This is a genomic window from Devosia sp. P2_G7 (assembly GCF_056403495.1).
In genome coordinates this window covers 1-17,198 of the sequence record NZ_JBFUFI010000008.1, presented here as the reverse complement: position 1 = coordinate 17,198, position 17,198 = coordinate 1, and the positions used below count along the sequence as shown (strand labels likewise).

Annotated in this window: 13 protein-coding genes and 1 pseudogene; 8 read left to right on the top strand and 6 right to left on the bottom strand. The window is 64.5% G+C overall.

The window, feature by feature from the left end; genetic code table 11:
* Window positions 1–92: 92 nt before the first annotated feature.
* A complete protein-coding gene (locus AC1DWU_RS14065; RefSeq protein ID WP_477150818.1) occupies window positions 93–1,556 on the top strand; it encodes a mannitol dehydrogenase family protein in 1,464 nt (487 codons plus the stop codon).
* Window positions 1,557–1,741: 185 nt separating this feature from the next.
* Here the strand turns inward: AC1DWU_RS14065 and AC1DWU_RS14060 are convergent, their stop codons facing one another.
* The 6 genes from AC1DWU_RS14060 to ppk2 form a co-directional block, all read right to left on the bottom strand.
* A complete protein-coding gene (locus AC1DWU_RS14060; protein WP_477150616.1) occupies window positions 1,742–2,896 on the bottom strand; it encodes an iron-containing alcohol dehydrogenase in 1,155 nt (384 codons plus the stop codon).
* A 5-nt stretch (window positions 2,897–2,901) separates the two neighbouring features.
* A complete protein-coding gene (locus AC1DWU_RS14055; protein WP_477150615.1) occupies window positions 2,902–4,284 on the bottom strand; it encodes an aldehyde dehydrogenase family protein in 1,383 nt (460 codons plus the stop codon).
* Between the two features lie 29 nt (window positions 4,285–4,313).
* Window positions 4,314–5,681 (bottom strand): glutamine synthetase family protein, encoded by a 1,368-nt coding sequence (locus AC1DWU_RS14050; RefSeq protein ID WP_477150614.1) that lies wholly within the window; start codon window positions 5,679–5,681, stop codon window positions 4,314–4,316.
* Between the two features lie 75 nt (window positions 5,682–5,756).
* Window positions 5,757–7,328 (bottom strand): amino acid permease, encoded by a 1,572-nt coding sequence (locus tag AC1DWU_RS14045; RefSeq protein WP_477150613.1) that lies wholly within the window; start codon window positions 7,326–7,328, stop codon window positions 5,757–5,759.
* 21 nt (window positions 7,329–7,349) lie between these two features.
* The gene (locus tag AC1DWU_RS14040; RefSeq protein ID WP_477150612.1) at window positions 7,350–8,171 is read right to left on the bottom strand and encodes an N-formylglutamate amidohydrolase; all 822 of its coding nucleotides are present in this window, start codon (window positions 8,169–8,171) and stop codon (window positions 7,350–7,352) included.
* 127 nt (window positions 8,172–8,298) lie between these two features.
* Window positions 8,299–9,156, bottom strand: a complete 858-nt coding sequence (gene ppk2 / locus AC1DWU_RS14035) for a polyphosphate kinase 2 (RefSeq protein ID WP_477150611.1) — start codon at window positions 9,154–9,156, stop codon at window positions 8,299–8,301.
* Between the two features lie 101 nt (window positions 9,157–9,257).
* Here ppk2 and AC1DWU_RS14030 point away from each other — a divergent pair, with 101 nt between their 5' ends.
* The 7 genes and pseudogenes from AC1DWU_RS14030 to phoB all read left to right on the top strand — a co-directional run bounded on the left by AC1DWU_RS14030 (window position 9,258) and on the right by phoB (window position 16,819).
* A complete protein-coding gene (locus AC1DWU_RS14030) occupies window positions 9,258–10,538 on the top strand; it encodes an ATP-binding protein (protein WP_477150610.1) in 1,281 nt (426 codons plus the stop codon).
* A 208-nt stretch (window positions 10,539–10,746) separates the two neighbouring features.
* Window positions 10,747–11,700, top strand: a pseudogene (locus AC1DWU_RS14025) (substrate-binding domain-containing protein); the annotation flags it as partial.
* A 74-nt stretch (window positions 11,701–11,774) separates the two neighbouring features.
* Window positions 11,775–13,244, top strand: coding sequence for a phosphate ABC transporter permease subunit PstC (pstC, locus tag AC1DWU_RS14020; protein WP_477150609.1), 1,470 nt, complete (start codon window positions 11,775–11,777; stop codon window positions 13,242–13,244).
* Window positions 13,241–14,560, top strand: a complete 1,320-nt coding sequence (gene pstA, locus AC1DWU_RS14015) for a phosphate ABC transporter permease PstA (protein WP_477150608.1) — start codon at window positions 13,241–13,243, stop codon at window positions 14,558–14,560. The genes pstC and pstA overlap by 4 nt, the downstream gene beginning before the upstream one ends.
* A 22-nt stretch (window positions 14,561–14,582) precedes the next feature.
* A complete protein-coding gene (pstB, locus tag AC1DWU_RS14010) occupies window positions 14,583–15,392 on the top strand; it encodes a phosphate ABC transporter ATP-binding protein PstB (RefSeq protein WP_477150607.1) in 810 nt (269 codons plus the stop codon).
* Window positions 15,393–15,412: 20 nt separating this feature from the next.
* Complete coding sequence (gene phoU / locus AC1DWU_RS14005; protein ID WP_477150606.1) at window positions 15,413–16,108, top strand: phosphate signaling complex protein PhoU; 696 nt, start codon at window positions 15,413–15,415, stop codon at window positions 16,106–16,108.
* A 9-nt stretch (window positions 16,109–16,117) separates the two neighbouring features.
* The gene (gene phoB, locus AC1DWU_RS14000; protein WP_055047977.1) at window positions 16,118–16,819 is read left to right on the top strand and encodes a phosphate regulon transcriptional regulator PhoB; all 702 of its coding nucleotides are present in this window, start codon (window positions 16,118–16,120) and stop codon (window positions 16,817–16,819) included.
* Window positions 16,820–17,198 lie beyond the last annotated feature (379 nt).

Below are 17,198 nucleotides of genomic sequence, written 5' to 3'. Positions count from 1 at the left end.
TGATCCTCCCCCGCGTGGCGGGGGAAGGGGACCGGCGAAGCCGGTGGAGGGGGCCGCGATCTTCAGGGGAACTCCACATGCCACGCCTATCCATGTCCGAACTCCATTCAGACACGCTTCATCTCCGTGGCATTCCCGCGATCAAATACGACAGGTCCGCTGTCACACCCGGCATCGTCCACCTGGGCATCGGCGCCTTCCACCGCGCCCACATGGCCGCCTATGTCGATGATCTGCTGGCGCAAAACCCCAGCTGGGGCATCATCGGCGCCTCGCTCCGCCGCCCCGATACGCGCGACGCATTGGCCCCGCAGGATTTCCTCTACACCCTCGCCATCCGCGACGCCTCGGGCACCAAGCCGCGCATCATCGGCTCCATCCTCGATGTGCTCGATGCCAACACCCAGCGCGCCCAACTCATTGAAACCATGGCGGATCCGGCGATCCGCATCGTCTCGCTCACCGTCACCGAGAAGGGCTATTGCCACGATCCCTCGACCGGCGAGCTCGACGAAACCCACCCCGACATCGTCCACGACCTGGCCCATCCGGATGCCCCCGTCAGCGCCCCCGGCATCATCGCTGCGGCGCTCGAGTTGCGCCACAAGCGCGGACTTGTCCCCTTCACCGTCATGAGCTGCGATAATCTGCCCTCGAACGGCAAGACCGCCGGCCGCATCGTGCGCCGGTTCGCCGAATTGAGAGGGGTGGGTACGGAGTTTACGAATTACGTCCAAACCGTAAGTTTCCCGTCGACCATGATCGACCGGATCGTGCCGGCCACCACCGACGCCGACCGCGATATCGTCGCTGAAATCACCGGCCTCGACGACGCCTGGCCGATCATGACCGAGCCCTTCACCCAATGGGTGATCGAGGACGATTTCCCCGCCGGCCGCCCGCCCTTCGAAGCGGTCGGTGCCGAGCTGGTCGAAGACGTCGAGCCCTTCGAGCTGATGAAGCTGCGGATGCTCAACGGCAGCCACTCAACCATGGCCTATCTCGGCTATCTCTCGGGCTACCAATACGTCAACGAGGCCATCGCCGACGTCGGAATTCACAAGCTGATTCATGGGCTTATGACTGAAGAGGCGATGCCGACCCTGCCCATGCCCCGCGCCATGCTCGAAGCCTACCGCGACCAGCTCCTTGCAAGATTTGCCAACCCGGCCCTAAAGCACCGCACCTGGCAGATCGCCATGGACGGTACCCAGAAGCTCCCGCAGCGCCTTCTCGGCACCATCCGCGATCGCCTGAAAGCCGCGCAACCCTTCCCTCGCCTCGCGCTGGGCGTCGCCGCCTGGATGCGTTACGTCACCGGCATCGACGAAGCCGGCCAACCCATTGATGTCAAAGACCCATTGGCCGCGAGACTACGCGCCATAGCCGATGCGGCAGGGCGTGATCCGACAAAGTTGGCGAACGGCCTCCTCGCCGTTCAGGAAGTCTTCGGCACCGACCTCCCCGCCGTCGCAGTGTTCCGCGACGTCGTCACCAACCATTTGAAATCGCTACTGGAAAACGGCGCGGTCGAGACAGTGCGGCGGGTCGGCTAGCCTTCCCCTCACCAGCCGTCATCCCGGCGAAAGCCGGGACCCACTGCTCGGAAAGTACGGTACGCAAGAACCCATCCGGTCCTTCACCGCAAGGTCGGAGAGGCCAACGCGAGTTGATCAGTCCGCGCACTGGGTCCCGGCTTCCGCCGGGATGACGGCCGGTGGGAAGGAAAGCCCTGAGCTCCCTAAACCCGCCCGTCCATCGCCCGATCAAAAATCTCCAGCGCCAGCTTTTTCGTCAGCTCCACCGGGTTGCCGCCCGCCGTCGGGTCGACGATCGCCATGTCCGCGATCAGCTCCCGCTTCGTCCCGTCCACCTTGAAGTCCCGCAACGTATTGGGAACATTGAGCTTCGAGCGAAGCCCGTTGATCGCCCTGAGGAAGGAGTCGAAGTTCGGCTGCATCCCGCAATAGGCTGCGAGCCGCGCGATCTTCGCCTCGATCGCGTCCCGATTGGCCGCCAGCACGTAGGGCATGAACACCGCATTGGTCATGCCGTGGTGCGTGTCATACAGCGCGCCGACGGGGTGGCTGAGCGAATGGATGGCGCCGAGCCCCTTCTGGAACGCCGTGGCGCCCATAGCCGCGGCACTCATCAGGTGGCCGCGCGCCTCGATATCGTGGGGGTTGTCGACCACCTTGGGCAGGTTCTCGAGCGCCAGCCGCACTCCTTCCACGGCGATGCCGTCGGCCAGCGGATGATACCCCTTGGCGCAATAGGCTTCGAGGCAATGCGCCAGCGCATCGAATCCTGTCCCCACCGTGATGAACGTGGGCATGCCGACCGTAAGCTCCGGATCGGCAATGACAATCTTCGGCATCATCAGCGGATGGAAGATCACCTTCTTGGTGTGCGTCGTCTCGTCGGTGATCACCCCGGCGCGGCCCACTTCAGAGCCGGTCCCCGCCGTGGTCGGCACCGCGATGATCGGGAAAATCCCCTTCGGGTCGGCCCGTGTCCACCAGTCGCCGATGTCCTCGAAGTCCCACATGGGCCGGGTCTGCCCGGCCATGAAGGCGATCACCTTGCCAACGTCCAGCCCCGAGCCGCCGCCGAACGCGATCACCCCGTCATGCCCGCCCTTGCGCAGCACCTCGATGCCGGCGTTCACGTTGGCCGAGATCGGATTGGGCTTCACATCGGCGAATACGCCCACCTCGAAGCCGGCTTCCTTCAGCAATTTCAACGTGTTCTGCGTCACCGGCAAATTCACCAGCCCCGCATCGGTCACCAGCAACGGCCGCGCGATCCCCGCCGCCTTCAGCGCCTCCGGCAACTCCTTGATCCGGCCGGCACCGAAGCGGACAGCGGTCGGATAATTCCAGTTGGCCTTGGTCATGACGCTCACACTACCTTCAAATGATAAGACTTCGGCTGCGTCAGGTTCGCATAGCCGATCTCGCTCAGGGCGCCGCCCTTGCCGGTTTCCTTGACCCCGGTCCACACTAGCGCCGGGTCGAGATAGTCGCAGCGGTTGGCGAACACCGTGCCGGTCTCCACCTTCGATCCGATCTTCGCCGCCGCCTCGAGGTCCTCCGTCCAGATCGAGGCCGTCAGCCCGTACGGGCTATCGTTCATCAGCTCGATCGCCTCGGCGTCGTCGCGCACCTTCATGATGCCGACCACCGGGCCGAAGCTCTCCTCGCGCATCACAGCCATCTGGTGGTTGACGTTGGTCAGCACCTCCGGCGCGAGGTAGGGCGAGCTTTCCTCGTCGAGGTCGTGCTTGGAATTGAGGTGCGCCTTGGCGCCCTTGCGCAGCGCCTCCAGGGTCTGCCCGCGCACCAGGTCGGCGAAGCGCGGCGTCGCCATCGGCCCGACCATGGTGTCGGCATCGAGCGGGTTACCCAGCGTCCAACCCCTGGCGTTCTCGACGAAATCCTTGACGAACCGGTCATACACCCCGGCGTGGACATAGATCCGCTCCACCCCGCAGCAGCTCTGCCCCGAGTTGAAGAACGACCCGTCGACGAGGTTCTCCACCGCGTGCGTCAGGTTGGCGTCCTCCCGCACATAGGCCGGGTCCTTGCCGCCCAGTTCCAGCCCCAGCGTCGCGAACGTACCCGCAGCCGCCCTCTCGATCCGCCGCCCGCCTTCCACCGAGCCGGTGAAGTTGACGTGGTCGATCTTGCCCGAGCCGATCAGCTTTTCGGTGTCGGCATGGTTCAGCACCAGGTTCTGGAACAGCCCGTCCGGCATCCCCGCTGCCGCAAACGCTTCGGCGAACCGTTCGCCCACCAGCAGCGTCTGCGATGCATGCTTCAGGATCACCGCGTTCCCGGCCATCAGCGCCGGCACGATCGTGTTGACCGCCGTGAGGTACGGATAGTTCCACGGCGCGATCACCATCACCGTGCCCAGCGGCTCGCGCGAAATCCAGCGCTGGAAGCCCGGCTTGTCCGGCCGCATCGAGGGCTTGAGGCTCTCCTCGGCGATGCCGATCATATGGCGCGAGCGCTCCTCGACGCCGCGCTTCTCGCCGCCATAGCGCACCGGCCGGCCCATCTGCCAGGCCAGCTCCGGCACGATCTCGTCGTTCTTGCCGAGCAGCCCATCGAGGAAGTGCTCGAGGAACTTCACCCGCTCCTTGACCGTCACCTCGCCCCAGACCTCGCGCGCCCGCCGGGTCTTTGCCACCGCCGTATCGATCTCGGCGCCCGTGGCCACCTTCCGCTCGGCATAAACCCGCCCGTCAATGGGCGAGACGATCTGGACCCTGTCGGTCATCTGTCACCTGTGTCGTTGTGCCCGGAGTTCTAGCTGCGCTCGAACCCGCGCTTCAACTCCCAATCGGTGACCCGGCGGTCGTATTCGAACTGCTCCCAGTTGCCGGTATGCACATAGTGGCCGATCACCGGCTCGCCGAACGCTTCGCGCAGCATCTTCGAGTTCTGCATCGCGGCGATCGCGTCGCGCAGCGTCTTGTGCACCTCGCGCAGCTTCTCGCCCACATAGGCATCGCCGGTGAAGGCCGGCTCCAGCGTCAGCTTGTCCTCGACCCCCTTCAGCCCCGCCGCGATCAGCGCCGCATAGGCGAGATAGGGGTTGAGGTCGGCCCCGCCGATCCGGCACTCGACGCGCACGCCTTTGGTGTTCTCGCCGCATAGCCGGAACCCGGCCGTGCGGTTGTCGGATGACCAGATCGCCTTGGTCGGCGCGAACGTCCCGACCTGGAAGCGCTTGTAGGAGTTGATGTAGGGCGCGAGGAAATAGGTGATGTCGCCCGCGTAAGTCAGCAGCCCCTGCATGAAATGCTTCATCAGCTCGGACATGCCGAGCCCGTCCTTGCTATCGATGAAGGCGTTCTTGCCGCCCTTGGCGAGGCTCATGTGGATGTGGCTCGATGACCCCGCGAGCCCAAAATCCCACTTCGCCATGAAGGTCACGGCCTTGCCCTGGAAGTGGGCGATCTCCTTGATGGCGTTCTTCATCACCACATGCCGGTCCGCCATGGTCAGCGCGTCGGCATATTTGACGTTGATCTCTTCCTGCCCCGGGCCCCACTCGCCCTTCGAGTTCTCCACCGGGATGCCGGAGGCCTGCAATTGCTTGCGCACCGCGCGCATCACCCCTTCTTCCTTGGTGGTCTGGAAGATGTGGTAGTCCTCGATGTAGTAGCCGGCGGTGGTGAGGTTCTTGTAGCCCTTGTCCCAGGCCGACCTGAAGCCCTCGTCGAACAGGTAGAACTCCAGCTCCGAGGCAAAATTCGCCGTCAGCCCGAGCTTCTCCAGTCGCTTGAGCTGCGCCTTGAGGATAGCGCGCGGCGAATGCGGGATCGGCTCGTGATGATGGTGGTCGACGAGGTCGGCGAGGATGATCGCCGTGCCCTCCAGCCAGGCCGCCTTCATCAGCGTCGTGATATCCGGCTTCATGACGAAATCGCCATAGCCCTTGGCCCAGTTCGCCGCCTCGTAGCCGGGCACCGGCTCCATATCCATGTCGTTGGCCAGCAAATAGTCGCAGCCATGCGTCTCGTCGATGGCGCCCTCGAGGAAGAACTCGGCCTGGAAGCGCTTGCCGATCAGCCGGCCCTGCATGTCGGGAAACGCCACCAGCACGGTGTCGATGATGCCGGCTTTGACGTCGGCCTTCAGTTGATCGAGCGTATAGGTGGCTTGCGCCATGTGGAAACTCCCGGCACGCGTTGTTGTGGTTTTGGGAAGCCGCGGGCACCAGACCCGCGGCCTCGGTTTCTTCGATTATTCGGCCGGCGCAGCGTCGCTGGCGGTGCCGTTGCCCTCGCCGAACTTGGCTTCGATCGCCGCGATTTCGGCCTGCCGCTGCTTGATTGCGTCGCCGATCGGCGGCCCCTTGAAGCGCTTGTTCTCGAACGCGAACCAGAGGATCGCCGCGAGGACGAGGAAGGCCAGCGTGATCCACAGCACGTTGCCGTTCGGCGGCTGCACCGCGATGAACACGATGAGGATCATCCCCAGCACCGACAGCACGGCGAACAGCTTGTAGAGCCCGATCCCCATGTCCCAGGGGCCCATCTTCGGCCATTTGTCCGTCCCGATGGCGAAAAAGCCCAGCGCGATCGGCACCGTGAACGACAGGAACAGGAAGATCAGCGTGGCGTTGACCACGATGGTGTAGATGTTGGTCCCGCCGATCGACACGGTCTGCGCCATCCACACGAACAGGATCTCGAGGATGGCGCCGGTCCAGATCGCCGCCACCGGCGTCCGGAACCGCTTGCTCACCGAGGCGAGCGTCTTCGAGCCAACCGGCAAGCCGCCGTCACGCGAGAAGGCGTAGATCATGCGCGATGTAGACGTCACCGTCGCCAGGCCGCACAGCAGCTGGGCGATGAGGATCAACAGGTAGAGGATGTTGACCAGCCAGCCCGGCATGATCGCCGTCATCGTGGCAAAGAACACGCTCCAGCCCTGCGACGCCCCGACCGCCAGGTCGGGGATGGCAATGACGATGGCGCTCAGCAGCACCCAGCCGGCGAGCGAGGAAATCACCACCGACTGGACGATTGCTTTCGGTACCGACCGCGAGGCCTGCACCGTCTCTTCCGACGTGTGCGCCGAAGCGTCATAGCCGGTGATGGTGTAGATCGGCAGCAGCAGGCAGAGCGCGAACAGGTAGATCATGTTGTCGCTCTGCGGGAACACGTTGCCGCCCGCTTCACCGGAGTAGTTGGTGAAGGTCCACAGCCGGGTGAAATCGTGGCTCGGCGCAAAGATCAGCAGCAAGACGATCAGCGCGGCGGTGGTGCCGAGGATGATATAGCCCGAGACGTCCGTCAGCTTGGCGGTCAGCCCGATCCCCAGGTGGTTGATCAGCGCCTGCACCACAGTGATGCCGGCAACCAGCAGCACGATCTGTTCCGGCGTCCCGGTGATCCCGAACCACGAGCCGAAGGTCCCGACGAAGAAGAACGCCGTGCCGATATTGATGGCGCCCATCACGGTGATGAGGCCCAACAGGTTCAGCCACGCTGTAACCCAGCCGGTGAAGCGGTTCCCCAGGATCGAGCCCCAGTGATACAGCCCGCCGGCCGTGGGATAGGCCGATGCGATCTGTGCCATGGCGAGCGCGAAGAAACCCGAGACGCAGCAACCAACGATCCAGCCGATGCCTGCGCCGGCACCGCCGATCGAAGACGTCGCCTGCGCGAACGAGTTGATGCCGCCAGATAGAATGCAGATGATCGAGAACGAAATCGCGAAGTTCGAGAACCCGCTCATGCGTCGTGATAGCTCCTGGGCGTAGCCCATGGAGTGGAGGACTTTTACGTCCTCGTGGTGTTCGGTCGACATGCTAACCCCTTCCTATTGCCCTCATGCCCTCATGGAATGGTCGTCGCGGTGTGCCGGCGCCCCGCCACGCGCCCCAAGCGCGGCGGTGAGGCACCGGGCCAGCCGGGCGGCCCACAGGCTCACCCCTTCTGGTTCGAGAATTTCGTCGTGCCGGATCTCGATCATCGTCGCTTCGAGCCCGCGCCCGTCGCCGTGATGTTCCAGCGTGTAGGTGACGCCGTTGAGCGCCGAGTAAGGCTGGTTCCAGCCGATGTTGAGCCCCGCATCGTCATCGGCCAATGCGTCACGCAGCGCCGCCGTGAAGCGTTCGTCGCGTGCATGGATCAGCCCTATCGGCCATGGCCGCGGCACGTCCTTGTAGACCGGTGTGAACGAGTGGACGGTGACCAGCAGCGTCTCGATGCCGGCGGCGCGGCGCGTCTCCAGCACCGACTCGAGGGCATCGTGAAACGGCGCATGGAAGGCGCCGATCCGCTCCGCCCGCTCGTTGTCGCCGATGCCCTTGTTGCCGGGAATATCGGTCCGCTCCGAAACTACCGGGATCAGGTCGGGCGCGTCGTGATCGCGGTTGCAGTCGATCACCAGCCGGCTGACAGTCGAGGCGACGAGCGGCGCGTCCAGCAGTTCCGACAGCTCCAGCGCCACGGCGAATGCGCCGGGGTCCCACGCCACATGCATCAGCCGCTGGTGCGGCGTCAGGCCGAGATCACCGTAGCGGTCGGGAAAGCGGTTTGAGGCATGATCACAGGCCAGCACGAAGGGTGCCCGCCCCTCGGCGTTGAATACCAGCACTGGCGGAATGACGCTTGCCTCGTGGCGCGCGTCGGCCTCATGGCCCACCATACTGACCCCTGTAGGGCGTATCGGGCACCAGGCCCATCGCCCTTGCTGTTCGCTCCGCCCGAGGCCCTCCCGTGCGGATCGTTAACAGCCAGTTGACGGGTTTTTGACCGTCTGGTCAATCCACCCGCTACATCTCGCTGTGGGTCTTCATGAAGCGGGCCGCATCGAGCACGATCTTGTCGTCGATTGCCCCGATCAGGGCCTCGTCCTTGCCCTCGTAGTCGAGGCTGTGCAGCACCGAGCGGATGATCGCGAGCTGCCCTCGCTTCTTGTCGTTGTTGAACACGATGTGCCAGGGCGCATGCTCGGTCTCGCTCGCCTCCAGCATGCGGTTGCGCGCGTTGGTGTAGTCGTCGAAGCGCTTGAGCGCCTCGATGTCCACGGGGCTTAGCTTCCAGATCTTCAACGGGTCATGCCGCCGATCATGAAACCGCTTGAGTTGCATTTCCCGCCCGATCGTCAGCCAGAATTTGTGCAGGTGGATGCCCTCTCGGACCAGCATCCTCTCGAAGGCCGGCACTTCGTGGAGGAACTTCTGCGTCTCCTCAGGGGTGCAGAACCCCATCACCGGCTCCACACCGGCCCGGTTGTACCAACTGCGGTCGAACAACACCTGCTCTCCAGCCGCCGGCAGCCAGTCGACATAGCGCTGGAAGTACCATTGAGTCTTCTCACGGTCGGAGGGCTTGGGCAGCGCCACGTCCATGTTCCAGCGCGGATTGAGGTTTTCGAGGTACGCCGAGATCGCGCCGCCCTTGCCTGCCGCGTCCCGTCCTTCGAACAGGATGACGATGCGCTTGCCGGTCTTTTGCTGGTCGTGCTGCAACAGCGCCAGTTGCCGCTGCACCTGCAGCATTTCCGCCTCGAACAGGTCGGGGTCCATTTTCTCGTCATATGGAAAGCCGCCGGACTCGAGCGCCTTCTTCTTGATCGAGCGCGGCAACACCGGGTCTTCGAGGTCGAAGCCTTCAATTGTATCGGACATGAACGAACTCCGGGACCTGTCATTACGGTGTCACAACCGTGCTATGAACACCCCCATCTGGCAAGCCGGGGAGAATCGTTCCGGCGCCGAAGGAAGTCTCGATGGCTGATGAAGCGCAGCGCGGAGTGACCGGTTCGAACTGGATCGAGACGATCAGGTCGCGTCTTTACGGTCGCCTGCTGATGCTGCTCGCCATGGGGCTGGTGTTCATGACGCTGGCCGGTCTCAACGTCCTCGATCCCTGGATCGGCATCATTGCCTACGCCGTGATTGTCGCCGTCGCTGCCCTCGTTCCCGAAACCAGTGAGTCCACAGTCGGCGTCGTCCCCGGCGCCAACACGAGCGAGCTGGCCTTTGCCGACGCCGTCCGCCATTTCGCCGATGCGCTTCCCGACCCCTCGATCGTCATCGATCGCCGCAGTGTGATCGTCCATATCAACCCGCACGCGATGCGGCACTTCCCCGGCGTCGTCGCCGGCAGCCCGATCGCCTTCACGCTGCGCTTCCCCCAGTTGCTTTCGGCCATCGAGGCGGCGCGGCTTGGCCCTGCCCAGACCATCGAGTTGCACCAGACCGTCCCCACCGAGACCTGGTACAAGGCGACCGTCGCGCCGCTGGCGCCTGGTGATCTGCTCAATGACGGCGTGCTCGTCATCACCCTGCAAAGCCTCACCGAGTCCAAGCGCCTCGACTCGCTGCGCACCGATTTCATCGCCAATGCCAGCCACGAACTGCGCACCCCGCTGACCTCGCTCGTCGGTTTCATCGATACGCTGCTCGGCCCTGCCGCCAACGACAAGGAAGCCCGCGAGCGCTTCCTCGGCCTGATGCGCGGCCAGGCAGCCCGCATGGCCAAGCTGATCGAGGACCTGCTGTCGCTGAGCCGCATCGAGATGCGCCAGCACATGCGTCCCACTACGCCGATCGAACTGGGCACCCTGTTGCGCGAAGTCGCCGAAGGCCTCCACAAGCTGGCCGAGGATTCCAGCACCACGATCAACGTCCAGGTTCCAAATGAGCCCGTGGTCATCAGTGGCGATCGCGACGAGCTGTACGAGGTGTTCGAGAACCTCATCGACAACGCCATCAAGTATGGCGCCGACGGCGACACCATCGACATCACGCTGTCCGCAGACGCCGGCCGGCGCGGTTTCGATGCCATGGTCTCGGTGGTCGATCACGGCATCGGCGTCGCCGCCGAGCACGTGCCGCGCCTGACCGAGCGCTTCTACCGCGTCGACGCCGACAGTAGCCGCAAGAAGAAGGGCACGGGCCTCGGCCTCGCCATCGTCAAGCACATCGTCACCCGCCATCACGGTCTGCTCTCGATCAAGAGCCAGCCGGGGCAGGGGACCCGCGTGGAAGTCCTTCTCCGAAAATGACAATCGTGGCCGTTTCCACAGGCCGAACCCTGATCTGCGACGAATAGCTATTACGGATCAGTCGCTTAACCTGTCACAGAAATGCAATCCGATTGTCATAAAACGTTGGGGCAACACCCCTAGGTTCCGCCCTTGCAGACAGGGCGGCCGGAGGAACCGGGCCGTCGACGGGCCTGATGGGCCAATCCTTCCGAAAGGGAACAACATCATGAAGATTGCAGTTTTCGCGAGCGCCGCGGTTATCGCGCTTGCCGCCGGCGCAGGTGCCGCAGCGGCGCGCGACCAGATTCAGGTCGCCGGTTCGTCCACCGTTCTCCCCTATGCCAAGATCGTCGCCGAGTCGTTCGGCGAGGCCTTCCCCGACTTCAAGACCCCGGTCGTTGAGTCCGGTGGTTCGGGCGCTGGCATCAAGCAGTTCTGCGAAGGCGTCGGCGAAGACAAGATCGACATCGCGAACTCCTCGCGTCCGATCAAGGCCGAAGAGCTCGAGACCTGCAAGGCCAACGGCGTCGCCGACGTCGAGGAAGTCAAGATCGGCTACGACGGCATCGTGTTCGCCACCGACATCGCCGGCCCGGATTTCGCCATCCAGCCCGTCGACATCTACAAGGCTCTCGCCGCCCAGGTCGTCGTTGACGGCAAGCTCGTCGACAACCCCTACACCAAGTGGTCCGAAGTGAACGCGGCGTTCCCCGAGTGGGATATCGCTGCCTACATCCCGGGCGAAAAGCACGGCACCCGCGAAGTGTTCGAGACCAAGCTCCTCGCCGCTGGCTGTGACAAGGACGCGCTGGCCGCTGCCGGCGTCGCCGAAGCAGACGTCGCCAAGGCCTGTATCGCCATCCGCAAGGACGGCAAGGCCGTGGACATCGACGGCGACTACACCGAGACCCTGGCTCGCATCGACTCGAACAAGACCGGTCTGGGCGTGTTCGGCCTCTCGTTCTACGAGAACAATGCCGACAAGCTGAAGGTCGCGACCGTCGGCGGGATCGTCCCCTCGACCGCCACCATCGCTGACGGCACCTACCCGGTCTCGCGTCCGCTGTTCTTCTACGTCAAGAAGGCACACATCGGCGTCATCCCGGGCCTCAAGGAATATGTCGACTTCTTCATCTCGGACGACATGATCGGGCCGGACTCGCCGCTCGCTCAGTACGGGGGGGGGCCCCCCCCCCCCCCCCCTTCTCCCGCCTCCGGGCGGTCTGTTTTCGGGGCAAGTGAGGTAAGGTATCGATGTCTGCCGGCTGGGTTGTCGCCATCGTTCTGGCTATTGGTGCCGTCTCCTATTTCTTCGCCGCTCAGCGCGCCCGCGTGCAGCGCGACGGCACGGATCGGGCCAAGGAAGTTCCCCATTCCCTGCCGACCTATCACGGCTGGCTCGCCTTCATCTTCGCGGTCGTTCCGGCGCTGCTCGTCTTCCTCGTCGTGAGCTCGGTTTCCTCCGGCCTGCTCGAGAGCCGTATCCGCACCGAAGTCGCGACCCACGTTCCGGATCCTGCCGCTGCCAGCCTCCAGATCGGTATCGTCCACAACACCGCCAACGCGCTGGGCCGGCTTGGCCTCGCGGGCGAAAATGTCCCGACCTCCTACGCCGCTCTACGCGACATGGCCTCCTCGGCCGGCATCACCATGGCCGATAGCGGCGAGGACTACATGGTGCCGCTTGCCGCCGGCGTGAATGCCGATGGCAACGTCCATAAGCTCCTCGGCCAAGGCCTGACGCTGCTGATCTCGCTCGCCGGCGCCGCCTTCGCCTACTCCCGCATCCGGCTGCGCCTCAGGGCCCGCAACGAGGTCGAGCGGGTTGTGCTCTGGTCCCTGCTCGGCGCCTCCACGGTCGCCATCCTCACCACCGTCGGCATCATCCTGTCGATGCTGGGCGAGACCATTCACTTCTTCTCCGACATCAATCCGCTGACCTTCTTCTTCGGCACCGTCTGGGACCCGCGCTTCGCCGCGGCCGGCTCGGGCGGCGCGGAAGGCCAGTTCGGCCTCATCCCGCTCTTGATGGGCACGCTCTACATTGCGCTCGTCTCGATGCTGTTCGCCGTCCCCGTGGGCCTCATGGCCGCCGTCTACATGGGCGAATATGCCTCGAACCGGGTCCGCTCGACGGTCAAGCCGCTGCTCGAACTGCTCGCCGGCATCCCCACCATCGTCTACGGCATCTTCGCCGTCGTGACCCTCGGGCCCTTCTTCCGCGATCTCTCGATGGCGCTCTCCGGTGGCTTCGCCTTCATCCAGGCCCAGTCGGTGTTCACCGCCGGCCTCGTCATGGGTGTGATGCTGATTCCGGTGGTCTCTTCGCTCTCCGACGACGTGATCACCGCCGTCCCCCGCGCCATGCGTGATGGCTCGCTGGCGCTCGGTGCCACCCGTTCCGAGACCATCCGCAAGGTGATCCTGCCCGCGGCGCTTCCCGGCATCGTCGGCGCGCTGCTGCTCACGGCCTCGCGTGCCATCGGCGAAACCATGATCGTGGTGCTTGCCGCAGGTGTGGCCGCCCGCATCAACTTCAATCCGTTCGAGGCGATGACCACCATCACGGTCAAGATCGTCAACCAGCTGACCGGCGATCTCGAGTTCAACTCGCCACAGACCCTGGTCGCCTTCGCGCTGGGCCTAACCCTCTTCGCCGTCACCCTCGGCATGAACGTCTATGCGCTCTATATCGTGCGCAAGTACCGGGAGCAGTATGAATGACCGACGCTGCCTTGCCCCGCGCAAGCCTTGAGGCTGCCACCACGTCACGCCGTGATTTCGGCCTGAAGCGCCGCCACGCCGCCGAGTTCCGCTTCCGTCTCTACGGCATCCTCGCGATCGTCATCGGCCTAGGGTTCCTCGCGATCCTGCTCTTCTCGATCTTTAGCAAGGGCTACACGGCCTTCGTCCAGACCACGATCACCGTGCCGGTGGAGTTCACGGCGTCGATCATCGACAAGAACGACAAGCGCGCCACCGATCCCAAGGTCCTGGTCTCGGCAAACTATCCCGTTATCGCCCGCAACGCCGTGGCCAAGGCCCTAGGCGTCTCCCTCGACGACAAGGCGGCGATGCGTCAGATCGCCGAGTTCGTCTCGGAAGGCTCGCGCGCCAATCTGCGCGAAGTCGTCATGGCCGACCCCTCCGTCGTCGGCACCACTCGCAGCGTTGCGCTGCTGGCCGCCGCCGATATCGACAGCGCCAACAAGGGCCAGATCGATCTCAATGTTCCCGAGGCCAAGCGCAAGGTTTCCGACCAGCAGGTCGCCTGGCTCAACCAGCTCAAGCAGCAGGGCGCCATCTCGACCCCCTTCAACTGGGGCCTGCTCACCTTCGGCGCCTCCAGCCGCCCGGAGACATCCGGCCTCAGCGTGGCGCTGATCGGCTCGCTCTACATGATGCTGATCGTGCTCTGCTGCGCGCTCCCCATCGGCGTTGCCGCCTCGATCTATCTCGAGGAATTCGCCAAGAAGAACCGCTTCACCGATTTCATCGAGGTGAACATCAACAACCTCGCGGCCGTGCCCTCGATCGTCTTCGGCCTCCTCGGTCTCGCGGTCTTCATCAACTTCTTCGGCCTGCCGCGTTCGGCGCCGATCGTCGGTGGCCTCGTCCTCACCCTGATGACGCTCCCCACCATCATCATCGCCACCCGCGCCGCGCTCCGCTCGGTGCCGCCTTCGATCCGCTCCGCCGCCCTCGGCATCGGCGCATCGAAGATGCAGATGGTGTTCGATCACGTGCTGCCGCTCGCCACCCCGGGCATCCTCACCGGCACCATCATCGGCCTGGCTCGTGCGCTCGGCGAAACCGCGCCGCTGCTGCTCATCGGCATGGTCGCCTTCGTCGCCGACAGCCCGACCACACCGCTCGATCCTGCCACGGCCCTGCCGGTGCAGATCTACATGTGGGCCAACGAAGCCGAGCGTGCCTTTGTCGAACGCACCTCTGGCGCCATCATCGTGCTGCTCGTCTTCCTTGCCCTGATGAACCTTGCCGCCATTCTCCTCCGCCGCCGCTTCGAGCGCCGCTGGTAACCCCCTGACCTGGATGACCGACATGTCCCTCGAATCCGTTGCGACTACCGCCGCCCCCGTCTCGCGCCCCAACGCCCCGCCCAAGATGACGGGCGAGGATGTCTGCGTGTTCTACGGAGCCAAGCAGGCCCTGTTCGACGTCAACCTGAAGATCGAGCAGTTCAACGTCACCTCGCTGATCGGCCCCTCGGGTTGCGGCAAGTCGACGTTCCTGCGCTCGCTCAACCGCATGAACGACACCATCGATGGCTGCCGCGTCACCGGCAAGATCAACCTCGACGAGGACGATATCTACGATCCCTCGATCGACGTGGTCGAGCTGCGCGCCCGCGTCGGCATGGTGTTCCAGAAGCCCAATCCGTTCCCCAAGTCGATCTACGAAAACGTCGCCTACGGCCCCAAGATTCACGGCCTCGCCCGCAACAAGGGCGACCTCGACGAGATCGTGCACTCGTCGCTGCGCCGCGCCGGCCTCTGGAACGAAGTAAAGGATCGCCTGCAGGAGCCGGGCACCGGCCTTTCCGGTGGCCAGCAGCAGCGCCTCTGCATTGCCCGCGCCATCGCCACCAAGCCTGAAGTGCTGCTGATGGATGAGCCGTGCTCGGCCCTCGATCCGATCGCCACCGCGGTCATTGAAGAGCTCATTGACGAACTGCGTGAGAACTTCACCATCGTCATCGTCACCCACTCCATGCAGCAGGCGGCCCGCGTCAGCCAGAAGACCGCGTTCTTCCACCTCGGTAAGCTTATCGAGGAAGGCAAGACCGAGGACATCTTCACCAATCCGCGGAACAAGCAGACGCAGGACTACATCACCGGCCGTATCGGCTGACCCGAGAGGAATTCGAGAGAATGGCATCGCTCAACGAGCACATCGTTTCCTCCTACGAGGATGAACTCACCAACCTCAACAAGTCCATTTCCGAGATGGGCGGCATGGTCGAGCAGGCCATCACCGAGGCCGCCGTCGCGCTGCTGAAGCTCGACCACAAGCAGGCCCAGGACGTGCGCCTGTTCGACAAGAAGATCGACGAGATGCAGCAGAACATCAACGACGCTGCCGTCTCGATCATCGCCCGTCGCCAGCCGATGGCCGCCGACCTCCGCATGGTCGTCACCGCTATCCAGGTCGCCAACGATCTCGAGCGCACTGGCGATATGGCCAAGCAGTTGGCCAAGCGCGCCATGCAGATCGAAGCACTCGGCCTCGCGCCGAAATTCTACAACGGCGTCAAGCACATGAAAGAGCTGGTCGCCCGCCAGCTGAAGAGCGCCATCGATGCCTATCTCAGCCGCGACTCTGCCGCGGCCGTCGAAGTGTGCAATCGCGACGACGAGGTCGACGCGATGTACAACTCGCTGTTCCGCGAACTCCTCACCTACATGATGGAAGACCCGCGCAACATCACGCAGTGCACGCATCTGCTGTTCTGCACCAAGAGCCTCGAACGCGTCGGCGACCACGCCACCAACATCGCCGAAGCCGCGTACTACCTCGAAACCGGTCGCCATCTCGGCGCCGAGGAACAGCAGCGCCAGCAGCGCTAGGGTGATCCGATGTCCGCTACCATCCTGATCGTCGAGGACGAAGCCGATCTGGCCGTCCTGCTGCGCTACAACCTCGAGGCCGAAGGCTTCCGGGTCGCCACGGCCGCCTCGGGCGACGAGGCGGTGGAGCGCATCCGTGACGGCGTCCCCGACCTGATCCTGCTCGACTGGATGCTGCCGGGCCTCAGCGGCATCGAACTCTGCCGCCGCTGGCGTTCCCGCGAGGAAACGGCGCGCACCCCGATCATCATGATCACCGCGCGCGGCGAGGAAGAAGAACGCGTCCGCGGCCTCGCCACCGGCGCCGACGATTACGTCGTAAAACCCTTCTCGATCCCCGAGCTCCTCGCCCGCATCAACGCGCTGCTCCGCCGCTCCAGCCCGCAGCTGGTCACCGCCGTGCTGAAGGCCGGCGACCTCGAGCTCGACCGCACCAGCCACCGCGTCCGCCGCGGTGGCCGTGAAGTGCACCTCGGCCCCACCGAGTACCGCCTGCTCGAATACCTGATGCGCCACCCCGGCCGGGTCTATTCCCGCGAGCAATTGCTCGACGGCGTCTGGGGCAACGACGTCTATGTCGACGAACGTACCGTCGACGTCCACGTCGGCCGCCTCCGCAAAGCCATCAACCGCCACCGCGACGCCGACCCCATCCGCACCGTCCGCGGCGCCGGCTACGCCTTCGACGAACGCTTCGCCGCCGTAAGCTGAGATCTCTCCCTGATCCTCCCCCGCGTGGCGGGCGAGAGGGACCATGCAAAGCATGGTGGAGGGGGGCGTACAAGCCACGACGGTGGGGGCTCGATGGTGCCCCAAACGCGCTGCGGCACCTCCCCCTCTGACGGGGGAGGATGGGAGGGGTGAGCGGAGCCACAATCACGAGGCCGGGCAAGGCGTTGCGAGAATCTTGCGCCGATCTATCCCCCCACTTCCCACCCATGCGATTCTCCCCCCATCTGCTGCACCGAAGCGAGATCATGACGAGTGGTTGGTGCGGAGGAGACCGGGTGGGCTGCGGGTCGCTGCAGTTCAGGCGGAAACCATCACGGCAAGGACCGGTTCGCCGGTCAAGCCGCTATCACGCGAGGGC

What these genes read in the sequence shown, in the direction of transcription:
- AC1DWU_RS14040 (WP_477150612.1), bottom strand. Translation starts at nt 8,171, where the DNA reads ATGGTGGGCCATGAGGCCGACGCGCGCCACGAGGCAAGCGTCATTCCG.
- AC1DWU_RS14030 (WP_477150610.1), top strand. Translation starts at nt 9,258, where the DNA reads ATGGCTGATGAAGCGCAGCGCGGAGTGACCGGTTCGAACTGGATCGAG.
- AC1DWU_RS14065 (WP_477150818.1), top strand. Translation starts at nt 93, where the DNA reads ATGTCCGAACTCCATTCAGACACGCTTCATCTCCGTGGCATTCCCGCG.
- AC1DWU_RS14060 (WP_477150616.1), bottom strand. Translation starts at nt 2,896, where the DNA reads ATGACCAAGGCCAACTGGAATTATCCGACCGCTGTCCGCTTCGGTGCC.
- AC1DWU_RS14050 (WP_477150614.1), bottom strand. Translation starts at nt 5,681, where the DNA reads ATGGCGCAAGCCACCTATACGCTCGATCAACTGAAGGCCGACGTCAAA.
- pstA (WP_477150608.1), top strand. Translation starts at nt 13,241, where the DNA reads ATGACCGACGCTGCCTTGCCCCGCGCAAGCCTTGAGGCTGCCACCACG.
- phoB (WP_055047977.1), top strand. Translation starts at nt 16,118, where the DNA reads ATGTCCGCTACCATCCTGATCGTCGAGGACGAAGCCGATCTGGCCGTC.
- AC1DWU_RS14055 (WP_477150615.1), bottom strand. Translation starts at nt 4,284, where the DNA reads ATGACCGACAGGGTCCAGATCGTCTCGCCCATTGACGGGCGGGTTTAT.
- pstC (WP_477150609.1), top strand. Translation starts at nt 11,775, where the DNA reads ATGTCTGCCGGCTGGGTTGTCGCCATCGTTCTGGCTATTGGTGCCGTC.
- pstB (WP_477150607.1), top strand. Translation starts at nt 14,583, where the DNA reads ATGTCCCTCGAATCCGTTGCGACTACCGCCGCCCCCGTCTCGCGCCCC.
- phoU (WP_477150606.1), top strand. Translation starts at nt 15,413, where the DNA reads ATGGCATCGCTCAACGAGCACATCGTTTCCTCCTACGAGGATGAACTC.
- AC1DWU_RS14045 (WP_477150613.1), bottom strand. Translation starts at nt 7,328, where the DNA reads ATGTCGACCGAACACCACGAGGACGTAAAAGTCCTCCACTCCATGGGC.
- ppk2 (WP_477150611.1), bottom strand. Translation starts at nt 9,156, where the DNA reads ATGTCCGATACAATTGAAGGCTTCGACCTCGAAGACCCGGTGTTGCCG.